A 19,169-nucleotide genomic window follows, 5' to 3' on the forward strand; every position below is an offset into this window, starting at 1 on the left:
CTACCTCGAAGCAAGCGCTTCCGGCTACTGTACGGCGTCGCCGCGCAGCCGCCGGAAGCGCTTGCGGGCCTCGGCCACGTAGATGCTGCCGGGGTATTTGGTGAGCACCTGCTGATACAGCGCCTGGGCTTGGGCTTTATCCTTCAGGTTTTCGTCCTGAATCTCGGCCGTCAGAAACAGCGCGTCGTCGCTGAGCACGTCGTATTTGGGATTACCCGTAATTTGGGCCAAGGTGGCTACGGCGGCGGCGTAGTCGCCGGTGCGGCGCTGCAGCTTGGCTTTCAGAAACAGGGCATCATCCTGCAAAGCGTGGCCGGGGTACTTGCGCAGCAGCGCATCGAGGCCCGCCTCGGCCTGCGGAATCTTGTTTTGAAATACCAGCTGCTCCACGGCGGCGTAGTCCTTGAGGGCTAGCCCCAGGGTGTCTTCCACAGTGCTCTCCTGGATGAGCAGCGAAAGCTGCAAGGCATCGTTGGCAATTTCGCGGGTGGTGGCTTCCTTGAGAATATCGAGGTGGCTCTGGGCCAGCTTAAAATCGCCGGCGAAGTAGCTCAGGCGGGCGTTGCGCAGCTTGGCCTCATAGCCCAGCGGCGCCTCGGGGTGGGCCTTCTCAACCTGCGAATACAGCAGCGTGGCTTCCCAAGGCTCACCTTTCAACAGAAATAAGTCGCCGAGGGTGGTTTTGGCTTCGTCTATTACCTCAGCCGAGGCGCGGGGCATGGCCACTACCTCTTGCAGCAGCGCCATTGCCTTAGGCTTATTATCGAGCTGAAAGGCATAGAGGTTGGCGAGCTGGCGCATCACGGGGGCGGCGTCGGGGGTGCGGCCCAGCTCAGTGAGGAGCTTCTCGTAGTCGGCGGCCAGGGCCTGCACCTGGGCGGGGTCTACGGGATAGGTATCGCGCACCTGGGCCTCGCGCGCTTGCAGCAAAAGCTGGCGGGCTAGCCCGTAGTTGGGGCCGGTGCGGTACTCGCGCACCACGTAGTCGCAGGCCGCAATGGCGGTAGCGTAGTCGCGGTTGCGCTGGGCAATGCCGGCCAGCATTAGCACGCGCATACCCTGGGCATTGGTGCGCCGGTCGATGGCCCGCGCCTGCACCAGTGCCCCCACAAAATCGTGGCGCTGCACCTGCAGCCACAGCAGCAGCTCGCTGTAGCTGTTTTGGTCGGGCTGGGCCTGCACTTTGGTGAGGAGAATTTTCTCCAGTGCGTCGAAGTCTTTTTCGTCGTGCAGCGCATTCTGGAGCATGTTGCGCACAAAGGGCAGCTGCTGCTCGTCGCGCTCCACGAGGTGCAGCGTTTCGGCCAGCAGTTTTTCCTGCTCCTGGCTTTGGGTGTAGAGCTGAATGAGCTGCGGCGCGTACTCGGTGTTGTTCCTGGCTAGCTCGCGGCCGCGCAAATACGTGCGCTCAACCAAAGCCGGCTGCTCGCGCCGGCCAAACTCGGCGGCCACCGGGGCCACCTGCGCCGGCGTAAGCTGGCTGAGTACGCGCTGGTACTGCTTGTCGGCCGCCGCTGGGTCGCCGGCCGTGGCGTAAAGCGCGCCCAGCATCACGCCGTAGGTGCCCTCTTCAGGGTGCTGCTTGGTGGCCTTTTTCAGCAGCTTTTCGGCGTCTTTATAGCGCTTCAGGGCTTGCAGCGTGGTCACGTAGTCGGGCAGCACAGTGGGGGCTAGCTGCTCGTCACTTTTTAGTTTATCGAAAAGAAAGGCAGCTTTCTCATACTCGCCCCGGCGGGCGTATTCGCGGGCCAGCGTAGGCGCATCGATGGGCGCCCACGCGCCCGGCCGGGGCGGGCCGCCCGACATAATCTGGGCGTGCAGCGGGGCAGCCAGGGCTAGCCAGCTGGCGGGTAAAAGCAACAACGAATAGCGCATACGAGATACCAATTTCACAACCTGGCAACGCCGATGGGCGCCGGGTTTGTTCAACGCCCCGGCCCGGGCCTTTGCCCAACTTACGCACAAAAAAGGGGCTGCACCCGAAGGTACAGCCCCTTGGCTTTTAACCGGCTAGCGGCTTAGAAGAACTTCGAGCGGTTGTCCTTCACCTTGGCCTGGCCCTTGATGGCTTCGTAGATGAGGCCATCCTGGCGCTGCTGGCGCTGCTGGGTAAGCTGCTGGCGCACCATTTTCACGTCGCTCGGCGTGGCCGGGAAGAGCGTGGTGGCTTCTACCACCAGCACGCCTTGCTCGCCCTGAATGGGAGCCGATTTCTGGCCCGGCTTCAGCGCAAAGGCGCGGCCCACGGCCTCGGGCTCGAAGCCCACGTTCGGAATGGTGCCCTGCGCCTGGGCCACGCCCTCGGCGGTTTGCACCACGGCGCCGTTGCCGGCAGCCTTGGCCAGGTCATCAAGCGAGCCGGTTTTACCGGCCAGCTTGGCCATAATTTGCTTGGCTTTCAATTCGTTGCGCACGGCGGCCGTTAGCTCGGGGCGAATGCTCTCGATGGTAGCGGTGCCCTTGTCGCGGCTGCCGGTCACGGCGGCAATCACGTGCACATCGCCGATGTCAAACTTGCGTACATCGCCCACTTTGGTATCGCCGCCATCGGCGCTGTTGCCGAAGGCCCAGCGCACAATCTCGCGCGAGCCGGGCAGGTTGCCCACCGTTTGCGCATCGCGGGCTACAAATTTGGCTTCCTGCTTTTGCAGGGTCTTGTCTTTGGTAGGCAGGGCGCGGAACGCTTCGAGGCTGCCGGCATCAGCTTGCAGCTGCTCGGCGCGGGTGTAGGCAGCTTCGCGGGTAGCGTCGCTGGGCTGCACGGCCTTCACTACGGCGGCTACTTGGTAAGTCTGGTTGGTTTTGGGGGCCGTTACCTTAATAATGTGGTAGCCGAAGTTGGTTTCCACGAGGTTGGGCAGCAGGCCGGGGCTAGTAGCTGCAAACACGGCCTTGCTGAAGGCCGGCACCATGCGGCCCTCCTCAAACCAGCCGAGGTCGCCGCCCTGGTCCTTGGTACCATCGGTGCCAAACTGCCGGGCCATCGCCGCGAAATCGGCCCCCGCCTTGATTTTGTTTAGAATGTCCTGGGCCTGCTTTTTGGCGGCGGCTTTGGCCTCCGGCGTCATCTGGGCATCGGCCTTGATGAGGATGTGGCTGGCCCGGGCGGCGGGCTTGGTGCCGGCCTTGGCACCCGTTATCTTATAGATGGCCAGGGTATTGCCTTCCACATAAGGGCCGTATACCTCCCCTACTTTTAGCGGCAGCTGCTTGCGGAGCTGCTCGGGCAGGTCGGCCGGCGAGAGGTAGGCGTGGTTGTAGGGCTGGTCGGAGTTGGCGCGCACAAACAGCGAGTCGTTGGGCGCGGTGCGGAATTGCTGGGCTAGCCCGGCCACGCTTTGGCGCAGGGCGGCGCTGTCTTCCTTGGTGGCGGTTTCGGGCACCACAATGTACTCGATGCTGCGGCCGTCTTCTACTTTGTAGCGGGCCTTGTGGCGGTCGAGGTAGTCTTGCAGCTGCGCGTCGGTGGGCTTGAAGGCCGAGTCCGACACGCTGGTGTAGGGCACGAACAGGTAGCGGAAATTCACCTTCGAGTTCTGGGCCAGGTCAAAGGCTTTGGCCTCGGCCGAGGTCACGTACACCGAATTTTTGAGCAGGGCATTGTACTTGTTCACCGGCCGGTCGAAGTCGCGCAGGCTGGTTTCGAAGTTGCGGAAGGCCGCTTGGGCATCGGGCGGCAGCTTATCGAGGTTTTTGAGGTACTCGATGAGGCGGGCCCGGTCGAACTGCCCCGTCTTGGGGTCGGTGAAAGCCTGGCGGATGGCGGGGTTGGGGTTGTCGCCCTGTACCATGTCCACGGCCTCCTCGTCGCCCACGCTCAGGCCCAGCTTATCCAGCTCGGGCTGGAAGGCGCGGCGGTACAGCAGCTGGTTCCAGGTCTGGTCGCGCAGATAGCCGGTGGCCTGCTCATCGGGCTGGCGGCCCTGCTGGTTGGCAAAGTTTTGCTTGGCCTGCTCCAGGGCAGCGTTAAACTCGGGTAGCTCGATTTTCTGGCCGTTGACCTCACCTACCACGTTGCCATCGCGGCCAAACAGGCGGTTTTTCCCTCCTACCAAGTCGCCGCCCACTATGAAGAGCAGCATCCCGACGGCGACGGCGCCCACGGCCACCCCCGACTTTTCCCGAATCGTGTTAATTAAAGCCATTAATTCAAAAGTTGATTGCTGATAGTTGACTACTGGTTGTTGATTTTGCAAAGGCTAGCAATTAACAATCAACTATCCACACAAAAGAGGCGCAAAATAACCACGAATCGCCCGAACTTTCAAGCCACTGGCCTCTTGGCTAGGCCCAAACCGGCCCGGCCGGGCCTAGCGGCGCTTCTTATTTTTCTTGGCCGGCTTGTTGAGGGCGGCTACCTGCTGGGCCACCTCGGCTTCTTTGGCGCGGCGGGCCTCCTGCTGGCGCCAGTAGTTGAGGGGCAGCCAGCAGGCCAGCGAAATCATGAATATCCAGTAATTGCGGCCCAGGTTCTGCTCCACAATGGTCTGGTACACCCCAATTACGAAGGCCACCACGCCCAGCGAAAAGAGCACAGTGCGCAGCAACGACTTGTCAAATTTCATAGCGGGAGTTACTTACCCAGGGTCTGGGCCTGGTCGATGCTGAAGGTGCCTTCGGGCCGCAGAATGCCGTAGCGCGAGAAATCCTGGTTGGCCGTGAGGCCGTAGCCGGTGAGCACTTCGGTAGGCGTTTGCACGCGCACAAACATGGCGCTGTCGGTGTAGATTTTTTGCTGGCTGCGGTTGTAAAACAGCTCTTCCGTATTGAGCGTCTGCTGCTGCGGCACGTTGGCCACCTTCACCGCCCCGCGCATAATGTAAAGCTGCTTGGCACTGTCGAACTTGCCCCATCTGGCCACCAGGGTGTTGATAATGAGCTTGCCCATCTTATCATAAAACGTGACCGTAACGCCTTTCGGGTACAGGATATCGCTGTTTTCGAAGCGCTGCTCAAGCGGGGCCGTGAGGCGGATGTGCAGCCTAGCCGAGTCGCTGAGCAGCGTTACCACGTTGTTGGTTTCAATCAGCGGGCCGTTGTAAATCACGCGGGGCGCCTCCTGCTGCTTAGGTTGGCAGGCGGCGGCCAGCCCGGCCAGCAGCACGCCCGCCGCGAGGCTAGCCCCCCGCCAGTGTTGAAGCCCGCGCATGGCTACTGCAGGCGGCGCTTGATAAACCAGCGGTTGCTGAGGGTGGCGCCCACCTGCACGCGCACGTATTTTTCCTGCACGTTGCTGCTGCCGCTGCTGCCGTAGAGGTAGTCGGTGTTGCCGCGCACCCCGTAGAGGAAGGCCAGGCTGATAACCGTCGATTCGAGGGCCGTGGCGGTGGGCAGCGGAAATGCGAAGCCCCAGTGCACGGCGCGGTCGTAGAGGCGGCCGCCGAGCGGTGCATACGGCATCTGGGCCACGCTGAGGCCCGCACGGTAGGTTACGCGCTCAAAGTAGTGCTCTACCGAACCGGGGTCGGGCGTAAACTCGCCGCCGGTGGCTACGCGCCAGGTGTTGCTGAGGCCTTCTGCCGACACGATGCTGAACGTGCGGAACTGCGACCACTGCTGGTAGCCGCCATCGACGCTGAAGCTCCAGTTGCGGCCATTGTCGAAGCTCAGGCCCACCTGCGTTTGGGCCGGCACCGTGATGGTACCGCTGTCGTCGGAGAGCTGCACGGTGCTGGTGCCCGCAATTACGGCGCCGTTGGCATCCTGCTGCTCGGTAGTGCGCTGGCGGTTGGCCTTGAGGCGTCCCTCGAAGGTTTGCACGGCGGCCAGGTTCAGGTTGAAATCCTTGCTGAACTGGTGGCGGTAGTGCGCCGAGGCCCGAAACAGGAAGTCGGAGTAGCGCAGCTGCTCATTATCTACTACCTGCTGGCGGTTGGTGGTCAGCGGCAGGCGCGTTTGGAGGTCGTAGGTGCCAAAGGGGTAGATGGCCGTGCCGATGCTCTGCGTGATGGTGCCGAACAAATACGAGGCGCTGCCCCCGATGTTGAGGTCGCGCAGCACGTGAATGCCGGTGGCCAGGTAGGCTTCGGACAGCCCGCCCGTGCCCTGGTAGCGCCGGGCCGCAATGCCCGTGGGGTCGCCATTGACCGAACCCACGTTGGAAGCCTGGTAATCGACGGTGCTGTAGGGTTTCAGGCCAATGGCGGCGCCCCAGCGCTTGTTCAGGGGCACGGCCAGGGCCAGGTAGCCCAGCGTGCCGGTGCCCGAGCGGTTGGAAGCCGTGGTGTTGCGAATGGTTTTGGCCTGCGCCGTGAAAGCCGCCTCCCACGTGGTGCGGGGCGCGTACACGAGCAAAGCCGGGTTTAATTCGTTGACGTTGCCCGTGTTAGGGGCGGCCAGGCCGGTGCCGCCCATGCCCAGCTGGCGCACGCCGCCGTAGTTGCCGTTGGTATCGCCCAGGCCGTAGCGCGAGTAGGGTGAATTGCCCAGCCCCTGCCCCAGAGCCGAGCCGGCGAGCAAGGTAGCAGCGGCCGTCAGCAGGGCCCCGGATAGTTTTTTAGTTGTCAACATTATAGCGTAAAATCTTATCCAGGCCAAGCAGCACCAGTTCTGGCACCACAAAGATACGGCTGGCTAGCGGCCCTAGCGCTGCCGCCAGGTACGGCGCGTCGCCGCCCGTGAGCAGCAGCCCCAAGCCGGGGTACAGTTGCTGATACTCAGCCACCAGCCCGCGCACCTCGGCGGCCGTGCCGCGCAGCACCCCACTCAGCAGGCAAGAGGCCGTGGAGTCGCCGATTAGTTGCACCGCCTCGCCCACGGCCGGCAGCTCCAGCAACGGCAGCCGGCCCGTAAACGTGTGCAGCGCCTGCAAGCGCATGCGCAGCCCCGGCGCAATGCTGCCGCCGTGGTAGGTGCCATCGGCCGTTACCAAGTCCAGCTTCAAGGCGGTGCCAGCGTCGATTACCAGGGTGTGCTGTGCAGGGCGCAGGCTGGCGGCGCCCACCACGGCGGCCAGGCGGTCGGCGCCCAGGGTGTGGGGCGTGGTGTAGGCATTGCGCACCGGCACGGGCGTGAAACCGGGCCGAAACGGCAGAATCCGGCGCAAGCCGTCAGTTGCCGCCAGGGCGGCCAGCCAGGGTTGCGTGCCCGCCTCATTGGCCACCGACGCTAGGATGGCGTGCACGGGCTGCGTGCGCTGCCACAACTCGGATAGGTGGGCGGGTGCCGCCAGCACGCCGCTTTCGCGCAAGCCCGCGGTCCCAAACACGCCGTACTTCAGCGCCGTATTGCCGAGGTCAAGAGCTAGGGTGGTCATTTTTTATTTGCCTGTTACCCTAAAAAACTATGCTGAGCTTGCCGAGACATCTTGGTAGTATCGCCAGGGGTGTTAAGCCTAGCAGTGCGACCAAGATGCTTCGACAAGCTCAGCATGACATTACTATTATCGAAAGCAAAAGCTACATGAAATACTTCAGCCGGATAACCTCCTGCTCGCTCAAGAAGCGCCATTTGCCGCGCGGCAGGTCCTTCTTGGTCAGGCCCGCGTACTGCACGCGGTCGAGGGCCACCACGTCGTAGCCGAGGTGCTCGAATATGCGACGCACAATGCGGTTGCGGCCTACGTGCAGCTCAATGCCCACAAAGTGCGGGTTGCCGGCTACTACGGCCACATCGTCTACTTCGGCTTTGCCATCTTCCAGCTCCAGGCCGGCGGCAATCTGGGCCAGGTGGTCGGCCGTGAGGGGCTTATCAAGCTCGGCCTGGTAGATTTTCTTGTTTTTGTGCGAGGGGTGCGACAGCTTCTGCGCCACTTCCCCATCGTTGGTGAAAAGCAGCAGGCCCGTAGTATTGCGGTCGAGGCGGCCCACCGGGAAAATGCGTTCCTTCGACGCCGTTCTCACCAGGTCCATCACCGTTTTGCGGCCCTCGGGGTCGTCGGTAGTCGTGAGGAAGTCTTTAGGCTTGTTGAGCAGCACGTACACCACCTTCTCGCGGTTGAGGTTGGTTTTGCCGTACTGCACCGTGTCGGTGGGCTGCACTTTGTAGCCCATTTCGGTAATTACCTCACCATTCACGCGGATTTCGCCGGCCGCAATCAGCGAATCGGCCTCGCGGCGCGAGCAAATACCGGCGTTGGCGATGTAGCGGTTCAGGCGCAGCTCTTCATTGCCAAAATCTTCCTCGCTGGCGCGGCGCTTGTTGCCGCGCGTCTTGTCATTTTCGTAGTGCTTGAGGTTTTTGTAATCGGGTGCTTCGCCCGGCTTTTCCCCAAATTTCGGCTTGTCGGCCCGGCCGTAGCCTGTGCTCGAGCGAGGCCCGCTCTCAGCGGCACGCATGGCCTCGCGGCGCTCGCGGAAGGTGCCGCTGCCGGTATTGGTAGGGCGCTCGCCGTAGCTGCGCGGCTTGCCAAAGGCGCCCTCAGTGCGCTCGCGGCCGGCGGGGCGGTCGCTGCCCTCGCGGCTGCCGTAGGTGCGGCGCTCGCCGCCGTCGCCGCTAGCCGGGCGGCGGTCGCCGAAGCTACCGCGGCGGTCGTCGCCACCCGGGCGCGGCGTGAACTCACGACGGGCCGGACGGTCCTCGCGGTTGCCCTCGGAGCGGGGGCGCTCGTCGCGGCTGCCTCGCTCCTCAAACGAGCGGCGCTCGTCGCGGCCGGTGTAGGCCGGGCGCGCATTGGTGTCTTCCACGGGCGTGCCATCGGGGTTACGCTTTATAAATTTGCGGTTGCGCTCGCCGGCGGTACCACGCGGTACGGTCGGCTTGCCTTCGTAGCGCACGGGCTGGCCCTGCCAGATGGGCTTGGGCGGATACGCCGGGCGGTCGCCGCGGTCCTCACGGCTGCGGGGCTCGCCGCCTTCATTCTGCTCGAAGCGACGGGGGCGCGCCTCGCGGTCGCCACCGAAGCTGCCGCGCTCGGGGCGGTCGCCACCGTAGCTGCGCTTCTCCCCATAGCTGGAGTTGCCTCGGTCGCCGCCAAACTTGCCAGCGCCGCCACGGTCGCCCCCGAAACTACGCTTTTCGCCAAACGCACCGGGCGTGCGCTTTTCGCCAAAGGCACCCGGCGTACGCTCGCCACCGAAGCTACGCTTCTCGCCAAAAGCTCCCGCATTGCGCTCCCCGCCAAAACTACGTTTTTCGCCAGTGCCGCCGCGCTCAGGGCGGTCGCCGCCAAAGCTGCGCTTCTCGCCGTAGGCCGGCTTGCCGAAGCTGCCACCGTTGCCGCTAGGGCGGCCACCAAACTTATTGCCACCGCCCTGCCCAAAGGTGGGGCGGGCCGGCGAGTAGCCTTCGCCGCGCCCATCGGGGCGGCTGCCTTTATAGTTGCTGCCGCCGCCGTTGCCGCTCCGGGGCTGGTAGCCGCTCCGCGAGTCATTACCGCGCGAATCGTTGCTCCGCGAATCATTGCCGCGCCGCGCCGGCCTGTCGTCTGAATGTTGCTTGCCCATCTCTGTAAGTAATTTAATCTAATTGCTGGCTTATAGTCCCGCGCCGCCGGCGCTGGTGAGTGCTAGTGTCTGCCCGGGTGGCAGTCGGTAAAAAAAAGCCCGGACCCGCATGCCGGCCGCCGAAGCGCCAGGTACGGGTCCGGGCCATGTGCCGTGGCCGCGCTTAGTCGCGCCGGGCCAGCTTGGCCTCAATCGAGTGCTGGGTGTGGGGCACGGCCCGCAGGCGCTCTTTCGGAATGAGCTTGCCCGTGCCGATGCACACGCCATACGTGCCATTCTTAATGCGCAGCTGCGCGTTTTCAAGCTGCTGAATAAACTTCATCTGGCGCGAAGCCAGCTGGTTCAGGCTTTCCTTCTCGGCGGTCTCAGCGCCATCCTCCAATACCTTCAGCGATGCCGCCGTGGTGTCGGTGCCCGACTCGTTGTTGCGGGTCAGCGTTTCCTTGATAAAGGATAGCTCCTTACGGGCGGCCGTAAGCTTATCCTGAATAATCTGGTCAAACTCAGCTAAGTCTTCCCGCGAATAGCGGAGGTTTTCCTCGGTCATCGAAAAGCAAGTAAAAGATAATGAATAGGCCACCTAGTAGCGCAGCTAGGTCAACCCAACGCCCTGCCCAACTAAAAAGTTTGGCAAAACAGCTGGCTGGGCTCTAGTGGTTTTTGCGCCGGGCTAGGTTTCGCGGGGCAAAGGTAATTAGTTTTCACGGCTTTGCTTCGCTGCCTTCCTTATTCCTTCAGAATCCGAGCATCTGAATGGCGGCCACGGCGGCCTCTACGCCTTTGTTGCCGTGGCGGCCGCCGGCGCGGTCCCAGGCCTGCTCCAGCGTATTGGTCGTAACCAGGCCAAATATTACGGGCTTATTATATTTCAGCCCTACCGTAGTAATGCCCTGCGCCACGGCGTGGCAGATATAGTCGTCGTGCTTGGTATCGCCCTTGATGACGACGCCCAGGCAAATGACGGCATCTATCTCCTCGTGCTGGGCCAGAAACTGGGCCCCTAGCGTTAGCTCGAAGCTGCCAGGCACGGTGTTGCGGAAAATGTTCTCGGCCTTCGCCCCGTGTTTGAGCAGGGTATCGTAGGCCCCCGTGCTAAGGGTATCGGTGAGTTCGCGGTTCCACTCGGCCACTACCAGGCCAAAGCGTTTTTCGCTGATGTCGACAAAGCTGCTCCCGTCGTAGGAGCTGAGGTTTTGCAAGGCAGTTGCCATGAATCGCAGATTTAACGGATGAAACGGACTTCGCTGATGTGAGTGCCGCCAGTAATGGCCGCTATAATCAGCTACTTGGCTTCTGGGGGTGAGGAATTGGGTATAGGATGCCGGATGCCTTACTAAAAAGCAACGGCGCTCTCCGTGGTAGGAAAGCGCCGTTGGCCGGAATGGTTTTGCGTGACCTGCTTACTGCGCAATGGCCGCCTTACGCTGCCGCGCCTCGCTAGCCTCCTGCGAGGCGGCGTAGTCGTTCAGGATGCGGTCGTAGGCTTTGATGGCGCCCGCGTTGTCTTTAGCCGCTTCCAGGGCAATTCCCTGCTTGAGCACGTAGCCGGGCGAAAAGAAATCGTTGGCATTGTGGTCGGCCGCCTTGGCATACAACTCGGCGGCATCCTTAGGTTGGTTCAGCTCCAGCTTGGCATCGCCCATGAGGGCGTAGGCGCGCGACTGCACCAGGTAGTCGTCCGAGCTGAACTTATCTAGGTAGTTGTAGGCGTCCTGAAATTTACCTTCCTTCAGGGCGGCCACGCCGGCGTAAAAGTTGGCCAGGTTGCCGGCCTTCGTGCCGCTGTACTCGCTAGCCACCTTGGCCAGGCCAGGGTGCTTGCCATCGCCCTTGGTAGCCTTGCTCAGCGAGTCGGCTTCCCAATAATCGACAGCCTTGTACATGGCATTTTGCGCCAGCGTATTTTGCTCGGTGCGCCAGTAGTTGTAGCCAAACACGCCGGCCACCACCGCCACCACCGCCACCAGCACCCCTAGCAGCAGGTTGCGGTTGCGGCGCACGAAGTCCTCCGAATTGGCCAGGCGGGCGGCCAGCGCATCGGGGTCTTCGAGAAGCGGGTTCTCGGTAGCATACGTTTCGGCCGGGGCTAGCGGGTCGGTCGAGACGGGGCGAACGGGCTGGCGGGCACCCGGCGTTTTGCCGGTGTAAGGAATCTTAGACATCAGGATAGGTAGCTCAGCGGCGCAGTTCTTGGGTGGGCGGCGCTGCTTGGGGCCACCCGGCCGCAAAGGCAAGGGGCCGGGTTAAAGAGTGAAACTAATCGTGAATATACGGGTAGTCGTTCTGCACGTACACGTCGTGGTAAAGCTCGGCCGCATCGGGGTAAGGCGATTTCTCGGCAAAATCTACCGACTCCTGCACCTGCGCCTTGATGCGCTCATCAATGGCCGCCAGCTCATCCTCGGTCGCTATGTTGTGCGTGAGAATGGTGTGGCGCACGGCTTCGATGGTATCGCGGTGGCGGTACTCTTCTACTTCTTCCTTGGTGCGGTACTTGGCCGGGTCGCTCATCGAGTGGCCTTTGTAGCGGTAGGTCTTGAACTCAAGAAAAGTCGGGCCTTCGCCGTTTCGGGCGCGCTCGGCGGCGCGGGCCACGGCGTGGTGCACGTCTTCCACGTTCATGGCATTCACCGGCTCATTGGGCATCTGGTAGCCCTCGGCGATGATGTGCAGCTCCGTCACGTTAGACGAGCGGCCGACCGCCGTGCCCATGGCGTAGCCGTTGTTCTCCACCACAAAAATAACGGGCAATTTCCACAACATAGCCATATTAAAGGCTTCGTGCAGCGCACCCTGGCGCACTGCGCCGTCGCCCATGTAGCAGATGCAGAGTTTGCCGGTCTTGTTATACTTCTCAGCAAAGGCAATGCCGGCCCCCATCGGAATCTGACCGCCCACAATGCCGTGCCCGCCCATGAAGCCAACTTCCTTATCGAACATGTGCATCGAGCCCCCCTTTCCTTTCGAGCAGCCGGTAGCTTTAGCAAACAGCTCGGCCATAATGGCGTTGGGCGAAGTGCCCAAGGCTAGGGGGTGCGCGTGGTCGCGGTAGGCGGTGATGTATTTGTCGCCTTTTTCCAGGGCCGATACGGCCCCCGCTACGCAAGCCTCCTGGCCGATGTAGAGGTGGCAGAAACCCTTAATTTTTTGCTGGCCGTATAGCTGGCCAGCCTTCTCCTCAAATTTGCGCATGAGCTGCATCTGCTCATACCAGGTGAGGTAGGTTTCTTTCGGGAACTCGGGCTGAGCGGGCGAAGTAGCCACCGGCTCGTTGGCGGGGTTGCCGCCTTCATGGGCATCCGGCAATTCCTCCACCGACGGCTGCTTTGCTGTTTCGACACCCGTAGCGGCGTCAACTACCTTCGGCGTCTGGCCGTTGGCATCGTTGCCGTTCTTGCTGCCGTTTGCGCCACCTTTCGGCGCATCCTTTACTTTCGACTCCGCCATGATTCGGGGTATATAATTTCGCGTTGGGAGGGCGAAATTACGTAATACCAACCGTACTCTCACCCCCACGCCCCGAATGACGCTTGACCAACTCCACCTACTGTTTTTTAAGAACTACGACGAGGCAGCGCTGGCTTTTTGCCCTGGCATCAACTGCTTCATTGGTGACAATGGTAGCGGGAAGACTAATCTGCTGGATGCCATTTATTATCTGGCACTTACCAAGAGCGCTTTTGCCAGTGCCGACACTCAGAGCATTAAGCAAGGTGCTGACTTTTTCGTGGTGAAAGGCAAATTTACCAGCTCCCAAACCGACCAGCCCGAAACTATCCAAGTGAGCCTGCGGGTAGGGCAGAAAAAGACTATTACGCACAATAAACAGCCTTACGACCGGCTGGCCGACCACATTGGCCGCTACCCCGCCGTACTCATTTCGCCCTACGATACGGACCTTATCCGGCAGGGTAGCGAGGAGCGGCGGCGCTACTTCGACAGCCTGCAATCGCAGCTCGACCACGAGTTTCTGGAACTGCTTCTTCAGTACAATGGCTTGCTGCGCCAGCGTAATGCTACGCTAAAGCAGGGTGGCGGCAGCCACGGTTTCGATACGCTCTACCTGCAAGCGCTCGACGACCAGCTAGCTCCACTAGGTGAGAGCCTCTCCGCCTTACGCGCCAGCTTTCTTACGCAGTTCGTCCCGGTTTTTCAGAAGCACTATGCGCAGCTAGCCGACGGCCGCGAGGAGGTGCTGCTGGAATATAAAAGCCAGCTGCCGGGCCAAAACTTTCGCCACTTGCTGCTTGCCAACGAGCGACGCGACTTAGTGTTGCAGCGTAGCACCACCGGCCCCCACCGCGACGATTTCGTTTTTCTTATGGATGGGCTTCCCGTCAAAAGCTACGCTTCGCAGGGCCAGCAAAAATCATTTGCCATCGCACTCAAGCTTGCGCAGTTCGAGTTGCTAGCCGCTCGCCCCCAGCCGGCCGGACAGCCAGCCGCTAAGCCGCTCTTGCTGCTCGACGATATTTTTGACCGGCTTGATGATAAGCGCATTGCCCGGCTGCTGGAACTGGTAGCCGACCAAACCTTCGGGCAGGTCTTTCTGACCGACACCAATCTGGCGCGCACCGACCAGGCGTTGGCCGGGGTTAGCAGCGCTATTCAGCGGTTTGGGGTACAAGCCGGCCGAGTAGCTCCCCTCTGATTTTGGGGCCGGTTATCAGCTCGGCGGGCGTAATTTTGGAGCCGCAACGCACCCCTTTTCAGCTGGGTCTGCTTGCGCGCTTTCCAGCCCTCCTTCGTGAAAAAACCCAGCCTCTCCCCTACCGCTCGCCGGGCCGACATTATGCCCTTGAAGGAAGGCCTTGAGGCTTTGGTGAGAGCCTACCGCCTCGGTAGCAAGCTCAATGAGGTGACCGTAGTAGCAAGCTGGGAGCGGGTAATGGGCAAAGCGGTAGCTCTCAAAACCAAGGAAGTCTACGTGAGCAAAGGCAAGCTTTTCGTGCGCCTTACATCCGCGCCCCTTAAGCACGAGTTGGTAATGGCGAAGACCAGGGTACTGGAAATGCTCAACGCCGAGTTAGGCACCCAAGTGGTGACGGAAGTAATTTTCCTATAAGCCGTACCGACTGAGTTGCCCCGGCAGACAGCCTAACTACGCTGTGCTTTGCTGGCAGCATGAGGTGGTACCCTCCTGTCAAGCCACCCTTGTCGGCGGTTGTATCAGCCAGTTACAACCTGCTTTAGCCTTGCAGCAGCAATGCCCGCTACCGCGATGCTCGGGGTTGCGCTATTGCACATTGAGCGCCTACTAAAAGGCCTATCTAAATCGGTGTACTACAAAAATGTTTCACGTGGAACATTTTTGTTACCTGGGTCCATACACTTTCAGGAGCAACTCATTGTATGCCTCCAACAGTGCGATGTACTTGGTTTGGAGAGCCAAAAGCTGGCTAGCTGCGTCAGAATCGGGTTTTATGAGTGGTGTTACACGTGGTGTAACATTATTTGTAACACTTTGACGGACAATAGGTGTTACAAATGGCAAAGTCGATTGTTGAGCTGTTGTAAAATCCTGCGAAAAATCGTGACCAATAATTTGTCCCACGCTCTTTACAAAATTTGCGTCCAGTGTATCTTCCTTGAACTTACGGTAAATGGTAGGGCGTGTAATACCTAGTTCCTCCACAATGCGCGTAATAGAGATACCACTGCTTTTGATAGCCTCCTGCAGTATTTCGCCTTGATGAGCCATGAAGCACCGATGTTACAGATTACGCGTGCAAATACGTTTAAGACAGTGTCACAAACCAAATTACTTGTTAACAAATTACAGAATTATCAGGTGTTACAAGTTAGTTTACATAATGAACAATTTTTACAAAAAAACAGCTACGCGATTTTTTACAGAGTATTGATTTTACACTGTCGGCGTATTTTTTGTAACGCAACACATATAACCTAGCTTGCAGGCAATAGGCCTAGCAGGCGGTCAGGGTAATCGGTAGTGATGCCGGCAACTCCCCAGCTAATTACCTGGCGCAGGTCATCGAGGCTGTTCACGGTCCAGGGTACCAGCCGTAGGCGGGGGTAGGCAGCAGCCAGAGTTTTAACCATTGCCAGAGACAACAGGTGGTAATCGGGGCCGAACACATCGGGCACAAACCCGAGCTGCTGGAAGAGGGAGGCGGCGGGTTCCTCCGTTTCGCTAAGCAAACACAGCCGCTGGGCAGGGGCCAGCGGCCGGGCCGCTTGTAAAACGCGCAGGTCGAAGCTCAGCAAGGTAGTGCGCTGTTGCACGCCGGCGGAATGAATTTCGGCGAGTACCAACTCTGTAAAAGGGCTAGGCGTAGGATGAAAAATACCATCGCCTTCCGGTGTGCTTTTCACCTCGATGGAGTAGCCAACGGGGGACCGGCCCAGGCGCCGGCACGCCGCCTCAATGGCACGCAGCACCTCGCGCAACAGGGGCCGCGGGGCAGGGCTGGCCTGCTGCTGCAGGAAATCGGGGTGCGGCCACTCTCCTACCACGCAGCGCTGAATGGCAGCGTAGGGCAACTGATAGAGGTTGTAGCTGCGCTCCTGGCTCGCCGCTATAAGCTCGCCAGTGGGGCCGCGCCCGAGCCGCGCACTTAGCCAGGGCTCGTGAGAGACAACCACCTGCTGGTCGGCCGAGATGATTACGTCCAGCTCCAGCACATCAACTCCCAGCGCCAGGGCATGGAGAAAGGCAGGCAAGGTATTTTCGGGAAAGAGCCCCCGGCAGCCACGGTGGCCGTGCACTTCGGGCCGGACGGGCGGCAATAAATCAGGAAGAGGTAGCATATACGGGGTTGTACGCGGGTAGGCGGCGGCGAGGCAAGCGGGCGCTTTTCTTTGTATTTCACTAGGCCTTACTGCCCGTTCATTTTTTACCCGTCGTCTCCCCTCTGATGAAACGTTTACTGTTGTTTATCGTGCTCCTGGCCCTGGTGGCCGGGGGGTATTACTACTATAGCTCCCTTAAAAAAGGCCCGGAATATGCCTTGCTGCAAGCGGCCACAGCTACCCAAACCCACGACGTAGCCACCTTTGAGCGCTACGTGGATGTAGACGCGCTTACGGGCCATTTGGTAGATGAGGTGGCTAGCCAGGGCGGTGCCCTCACGGCCCTGGTGCCGGGGGGCGGGCTAGCCCTGCGTGGTGGCCTGCGGCTGCTTAAGCCCCAGCTGGCCAAAGCTGCCCACAACGAAATGCAGCGCTACGTGGAAACGGGCTCGCTGGAAGCTGCGCAGGCCGCCGCGCCCAAGCGCTTGGTCAACCTGTCCTTCCTGGGCCTGGCCGGGCGCGTGGTTAGCCCCGACAGCAAGTTTAAGGGCGTGAAATACTCTACCGACAAGGGCAACGAGGCCTTGGTAGGGCTGGAGTTTACGCAGCCGCGCTACGATACTACAATGGTGGTGGAAGTGAAGCTACTCAAGCAGCCCGATGGGCACTGGCAGGCCAAGCAGATTACCAACGCCGGCGAGCTGCTACAGGGCGTGGCTAGGCTCGAAAAAGCTCGCCTGCTGAAGTAACGACATCTCAGCAATCTTTACCCAATCAAAAAACCCTTAGCCATTCTGGCTAAGGGTTTTTTGATTGGCGAACCAAAGTAAAAACTAATTTCTACCTGAGAATAGAAGGTAGAGAATAGAGCCACCAAAAGGGAAGAAGAAGATTATAAGGCCCCAGATTAGTTTTTTCCCTAATGACCAGTTCTGCCCAAGTAGGTTCACAATGCAGTAGAGGGCTAAAATCAGGTGGATAACTCCAGCGGTAGTTAGCCGACCATCAACGGTGCGAGTTGGGCCGCATGAAGTTAATAATAGGCTAGATATGATACCTAGCAACATAGCCGGCGACAGGCGGGCGGCAATGGTAGAGAGAAAGCGCGTCATTGTGAAGAAGAGTTGGAAGAATGGTGTGTGCTGGCCTTTACGCAAATCAGCGAAAAAAGTCAGGATTCCGCTTCTAAAAATCAATAATTTGCTTATTTATGAATGTAGGCTGATACTTGCTGCACGAAGTGGGGCAGCACCCCCGGCACCAGCGCGATAATGAGCAAAACCCCGTAGAGCGCTCCGTAGAAATGGGCGTCGTGGTTGACGTTATCGGCCCGGCGGCGGCCCATGTAGTAAGAATAAGCCAGGTACAGGAAGCCAAACAGGAAGGGCTGAATGGGCACGGGCAGCGGAAAAATGATGATACCGCCTCCGTTGGTATTGACCGGAAACAGCAGAATGCTGGCAAACAGCACCGACGCTACCCCGCCCGATGCCCCGAGGCTGCGGTAGCCGCGGTCATCGCGGTGCTGGAAATAAGTTGGCAAATCCGACACTACGATGCCCCCCAGGTACAGCAGCAAAAACAGCCCTAGCCCCGCGCCCGGCTCGTAGGCCTGGGCCAGCGTGCTCAGCACAATGGGGCTGAAGGAGTAGAAGGCAAACATGTTAAAGAGCAGGTGGCTCCAGTCGGCGTGCAGGAAGCCGGAGGTGAGCAGGCGGTACCACTGCCCGTTGCGGGCCATCACGTAGGGCTCCATAATCCAGGCCTCCAGCAGGTCGCGGTTGGACCAGGCGTAGGCGGAGATGGCGACCGTGAGGCCGATGAGAATCAGGACGGGATTGAACATAAGGAAGGGGATAGCGCGGACTTTCAGCCCGCGATTGAGCAAGGCGAGCCGGTAATACTCGCGGACTAAAAGCCTGCGCTACGGTGCTACGACTCGCGCTCCAGCAGTTGCAAGGCTAGCTGCCGTAGCGGCTCCTTGCGGGCCGCTGGCACCTCAATGCGATTGAGGTGCAGCAGAGCATCCTCGAAATACTGGTTGATGAGCACCTCCGTTTGGGGGCGAATAGTGAGGTCATCATACACGCTGCGTACAGCCTGCACCTTAGCCTCAGCATCGGCCACGGGCTGACCGATGTGCTGCGCCAGGGCCGCTTGCTGAGCGGCGTTGGCCTGGGCCTGGGCAGTAAGCAGGAGAAAGGTTTTCTTATCGGAAATGATGTCGCCCCCCACCCGCTTGCCGAAAGTGGCGGCATCGCCGTACACGTCGAGCAGGTCGTCGCGCAGCTGGAAGGCCAGCCCGATGTCGGTGCCGAACTGCCGCAGGTGCTCGGCATCGCCGGCGCCGGCGCCGGCCAGCACGGCGCCCAGTTCCAGGGCAAAGCCGAGCAGCACGGCCGTCTTCAGCCGAATCATGTCGAGGTACTGCGGGATGGTAACGGTGGTTTCAGTCTCAAAATTCATGTCCCACTGCTGGCCCTCGCACACCTCGGCGGCAGTTTGGGAGAAGCGGCGCAGCACTTGCGGCAGCACGGCCAGGGGCACGTTTTCGAAGAGCAGCTCGTAGGCCCGCACCAGCATCACATCGCCCGAGAGGATGGCCGTGCTGGCATTCCATTTTTCGTGCACGGTGGGCTGCCCGCGCCGCAGCGGCGCCTGGTCCATCAGGTCATCGTGCACCAGGGTAAAGTTGTGAAAGACCTCGGTGGCCAGCGCCGGTTTCACGAGGGGCGCCAGGTCATCGGTGAAAAGCTGGCCGCCTAGCAGCGTCAGCAAAGGCCGCAGGCGCTTGCCGCCAAGGCTCATGATGTAGCGAATAGGGTCGTAGAGAGTGGCCGGTTGCTGGCCATAGTCAAGCTCTTTTAGGGCTTGCTGCAGGAGGGTTGAAAGGTCAGTTTGCACAGGGGCAAAGGTCGGGGGATAATTGTCATTGCGAGCGCAACGAAGGAGAGCGCGGCAACCTCTCTTTGACACTGGGTTGGTACCACAACGACTAGGAAAGACTGCCGCGCTCCCCTTCGTTGCGCTCGC

Annotated in this window: 19 protein-coding genes; 3 read left to right on the forward strand and 16 right to left on the reverse strand. The window is 60.5% G+C overall.

The window, feature by feature from the left end; genetic code table 11:
* Positions 1–24 precede the first annotated feature (24 nt).
* The 11 genes from Q5H89_RS05675 to pdhA all read right to left on the reverse strand — a co-directional run bounded on the left by Q5H89_RS05675 (position 25) and on the right by pdhA (position 12,830).
* Complete coding sequence (locus Q5H89_RS05675; protein WP_305018333.1) at positions 25–1,875, reverse strand: tetratricopeptide repeat protein; 1,851 nt, start codon at positions 1,873–1,875, stop codon at positions 25–27.
* Positions 1,876–2,018: 143 nt separating this feature from the next.
* Positions 2,019–4,145 carry a peptidylprolyl isomerase gene (locus Q5H89_RS05680; RefSeq protein ID WP_305018334.1) on the reverse strand — a complete coding sequence of 709 codons (2,127 nt, stop codon included), beginning with the start codon at positions 4,143–4,145 and terminating at the stop codon, positions 2,019–2,021.
* Between the two features lie 165 nt (positions 4,146–4,310).
* The gene (locus Q5H89_RS05685; RefSeq protein WP_305018335.1) at positions 4,311–4,565 is read right to left on the reverse strand and encodes a hypothetical protein; all 255 of its coding nucleotides are present in this window, start codon (positions 4,563–4,565) and stop codon (positions 4,311–4,313) included.
* A gap of 8 nt (positions 4,566–4,573) precedes the next feature.
* Complete coding sequence (gene lptC, locus Q5H89_RS05690) at positions 4,574–5,149, reverse strand: LPS export ABC transporter periplasmic protein LptC (protein ID WP_305018336.1); 576 nt, start codon at positions 5,147–5,149, stop codon at positions 4,574–4,576.
* 2 nt (positions 5,150–5,151) lie between these two features.
* Positions 5,152–6,507 (reverse strand): hypothetical protein, encoded by a 1,356-nt coding sequence (locus tag Q5H89_RS05695; protein WP_305018337.1) that lies wholly within the window; start codon positions 6,505–6,507, stop codon positions 5,152–5,154.
* Positions 6,497–7,255 carry a type III pantothenate kinase gene (locus tag Q5H89_RS05700; RefSeq protein ID WP_305018338.1) on the reverse strand — a complete coding sequence of 253 codons (759 nt, stop codon included), beginning with the start codon at positions 7,253–7,255 and terminating at the stop codon, positions 6,497–6,499. The genes Q5H89_RS05695 and Q5H89_RS05700 overlap by 11 nt, the downstream gene beginning before the upstream one ends.
* 142 nt (positions 7,256–7,397) lie before the next feature.
* On the reverse strand, positions 7,398–9,383 hold the full coding sequence (locus Q5H89_RS05705) for a pseudouridine synthase (RefSeq protein ID WP_305018339.1): 1,986 nt from the start codon (positions 9,381–9,383) through the stop codon (positions 7,398–7,400).
* A gap of 163 nt (positions 9,384–9,546) precedes the next feature.
* Entirely contained in the window at positions 9,547–9,930 is a 384-nt protein-coding gene (locus Q5H89_RS05710; RefSeq protein ID WP_157563949.1) for a TraR/DksA family transcriptional regulator, read from the reverse strand.
* A gap of 187 nt (positions 9,931–10,117) precedes the next feature.
* Entirely contained in the window at positions 10,118–10,594 is a 477-nt protein-coding gene (gene ribH, locus Q5H89_RS05715) for a 6,7-dimethyl-8-ribityllumazine synthase (protein WP_305018340.1), read from the reverse strand.
* Positions 10,595–10,783: 189 nt separating this feature from the next.
* Positions 10,784–11,545, reverse strand: coding sequence for a tetratricopeptide repeat protein (locus Q5H89_RS05720; protein WP_305018341.1), 762 nt, complete (start codon positions 11,543–11,545; stop codon positions 10,784–10,786).
* Positions 11,546–11,639: 94 nt separating this feature from the next.
* Complete coding sequence (gene pdhA, locus Q5H89_RS05725; RefSeq protein WP_305018342.1) at positions 11,640–12,830, reverse strand: pyruvate dehydrogenase (acetyl-transferring) E1 component subunit alpha; 1,191 nt, start codon at positions 12,828–12,830, stop codon at positions 11,640–11,642.
* Between the two features lie 76 nt (positions 12,831–12,906).
* Between pdhA and recF the strand changes: the two genes are divergently transcribed.
* Positions 12,907–14,034, forward strand: a complete 1,128-nt coding sequence (recF, locus tag Q5H89_RS05730) for a DNA replication/repair protein RecF (RefSeq protein ID WP_305018343.1) — start codon at positions 12,907–12,909, stop codon at positions 14,032–14,034.
* Between the two features lie 96 nt (positions 14,035–14,130).
* The gene (locus Q5H89_RS05735) at positions 14,131–14,448 is read left to right on the forward strand and encodes a DUF721 domain-containing protein (protein WP_305018344.1); all 318 of its coding nucleotides are present in this window, start codon (positions 14,131–14,133) and stop codon (positions 14,446–14,448) included.
* A 249-nt stretch (positions 14,449–14,697) separates the two neighbouring features.
* Here the strand turns inward: Q5H89_RS05735 and Q5H89_RS05740 are convergent, their stop codons facing one another.
* Both Q5H89_RS05740 and Q5H89_RS05745 read right to left on the reverse strand, forming a co-directional pair.
* The gene (locus Q5H89_RS05740; protein WP_305018345.1) at positions 14,698–15,084 is read right to left on the reverse strand and encodes a helix-turn-helix domain-containing protein; all 387 of its coding nucleotides are present in this window, start codon (positions 15,082–15,084) and stop codon (positions 14,698–14,700) included.
* 206 nt (positions 15,085–15,290) lie between these two features.
* Positions 15,291–16,154, reverse strand: a complete 864-nt coding sequence (locus Q5H89_RS05745; protein ID WP_305018346.1) for a glycerophosphodiester phosphodiesterase family protein — start codon at positions 16,152–16,154, stop codon at positions 15,291–15,293.
* A gap of 107 nt (positions 16,155–16,261) precedes the next feature.
* On the opposite strand from Q5H89_RS05745, the gene Q5H89_RS05750 reads away from it, so the two are divergent.
* Complete coding sequence (locus Q5H89_RS05750) at positions 16,262–16,885, forward strand: hypothetical protein (protein WP_305018347.1); 624 nt, start codon at positions 16,262–16,264, stop codon at positions 16,883–16,885.
* 84 nt (positions 16,886–16,969) lie between these two features.
* Here the strand turns inward: Q5H89_RS05750 and Q5H89_RS05755 are convergent, their stop codons facing one another.
* From Q5H89_RS05755 to Q5H89_RS05765, 3 genes are all read right to left on the reverse strand, one after another.
* Positions 16,970–17,248: a PLD nuclease N-terminal domain-containing protein gene (locus Q5H89_RS05755; protein ID WP_305018348.1), complete on the reverse strand. Its 279-nt coding sequence runs from the start codon at positions 17,246–17,248 to the stop codon at positions 16,970–16,972.
* 92 nt (positions 17,249–17,340) lie between these two features.
* Positions 17,341–17,982 (reverse strand): rhomboid family intramembrane serine protease, encoded by a 642-nt coding sequence (locus Q5H89_RS05760; protein WP_305018349.1) that lies wholly within the window; start codon positions 17,980–17,982, stop codon positions 17,341–17,343.
* Between the two features lie 86 nt (positions 17,983–18,068).
* Entirely contained in the window at positions 18,069–19,040 is a 972-nt protein-coding gene (locus Q5H89_RS05765) for a polyprenyl synthetase family protein (protein WP_305018350.1), read from the reverse strand.
* Between the last annotated feature and the right edge of the window lie 129 nt (positions 19,041–19,169).

Origin of the sequence: Hymenobacter cheonanensis, assembly GCF_030581075.1 — a bacterium.
Taxonomy (GTDB): Bacteria; Bacteroidota; Bacteroidia; order Cytophagales; family Hymenobacteraceae; genus Hymenobacter.

Coding starts and splice junctions, on each gene's coding strand:
- Q5H89_RS05675 (WP_305018333.1), bottom strand. CDS start 1,875: ATGCGCTATTCGTTGTTGCTTTTACCCGCCAGCTGGCTAGCCCTGGCT.
- Q5H89_RS05680 (WP_305018334.1), bottom strand. CDS start 4,145: ATGGCTTTAATTAACACGATTCGGGAAAAGTCGGGGGTGGCCGTGGGC.
- Q5H89_RS05685 (WP_305018335.1), bottom strand. CDS start 4,565: ATGAAATTTGACAAGTCGTTGCTGCGCACTGTGCTCTTTTCGCTGGGC.
- lptC (WP_305018336.1), bottom strand. CDS start 5,149: ATGCGCGGGCTTCAACACTGGCGGGGGGCTAGCCTCGCGGCGGGCGTG.
- Q5H89_RS05700 (WP_305018338.1), bottom strand. CDS start 7,255: ATGACCACCCTAGCTCTTGACCTCGGCAATACGGCGCTGAAGTACGGC.
- Q5H89_RS05705 (WP_305018339.1), bottom strand. CDS start 9,383: ATGGGCAAGCAACATTCAGACGACAGGCCGGCGCGGCGCGGCAATGAT.
- Q5H89_RS05710 (WP_157563949.1), bottom strand. CDS start 9,930: ATGACCGAGGAAAACCTCCGCTATTCGCGGGAAGACTTAGCTGAGTTT.
- ribH (WP_305018340.1), bottom strand. CDS start 10,594: ATGGCAACTGCCTTGCAAAACCTCAGCTCCTACGACGGGAGCAGCTTT.
- Q5H89_RS05720 (WP_305018341.1), bottom strand. CDS start 11,545: ATGTCTAAGATTCCTTACACCGGCAAAACGCCGGGTGCCCGCCAGCCC.
- pdhA (WP_305018342.1), bottom strand. CDS start 12,830: ATGGCGGAGTCGAAAGTAAAGGATGCGCCGAAAGGTGGCGCAAACGGC.
- recF (WP_305018343.1), top strand. CDS start 12,907: ATGACGCTTGACCAACTCCACCTACTGTTTTTTAAGAACTACGACGAG.
- Q5H89_RS05740 (WP_305018345.1), bottom strand. CDS start 15,084: ATGGCTCATCAAGGCGAAATACTGCAGGAGGCTATCAAAAGCAGTGGT.
- Q5H89_RS05745 (WP_305018346.1), bottom strand. CDS start 16,154: ATGCTACCTCTTCCTGATTTATTGCCGCCCGTCCGGCCCGAAGTGCAC.
- Q5H89_RS05750 (WP_305018347.1), top strand. CDS start 16,262: ATGAAACGTTTACTGTTGTTTATCGTGCTCCTGGCCCTGGTGGCCGGG.
- Q5H89_RS05755 (WP_305018348.1), bottom strand. CDS start 17,248: ATGACGCGCTTTCTCTCTACCATTGCCGCCCGCCTGTCGCCGGCTATG.
- Q5H89_RS05760 (WP_305018349.1), bottom strand. CDS start 17,982: ATGTTCAATCCCGTCCTGATTCTCATCGGCCTCACGGTCGCCATCTCC.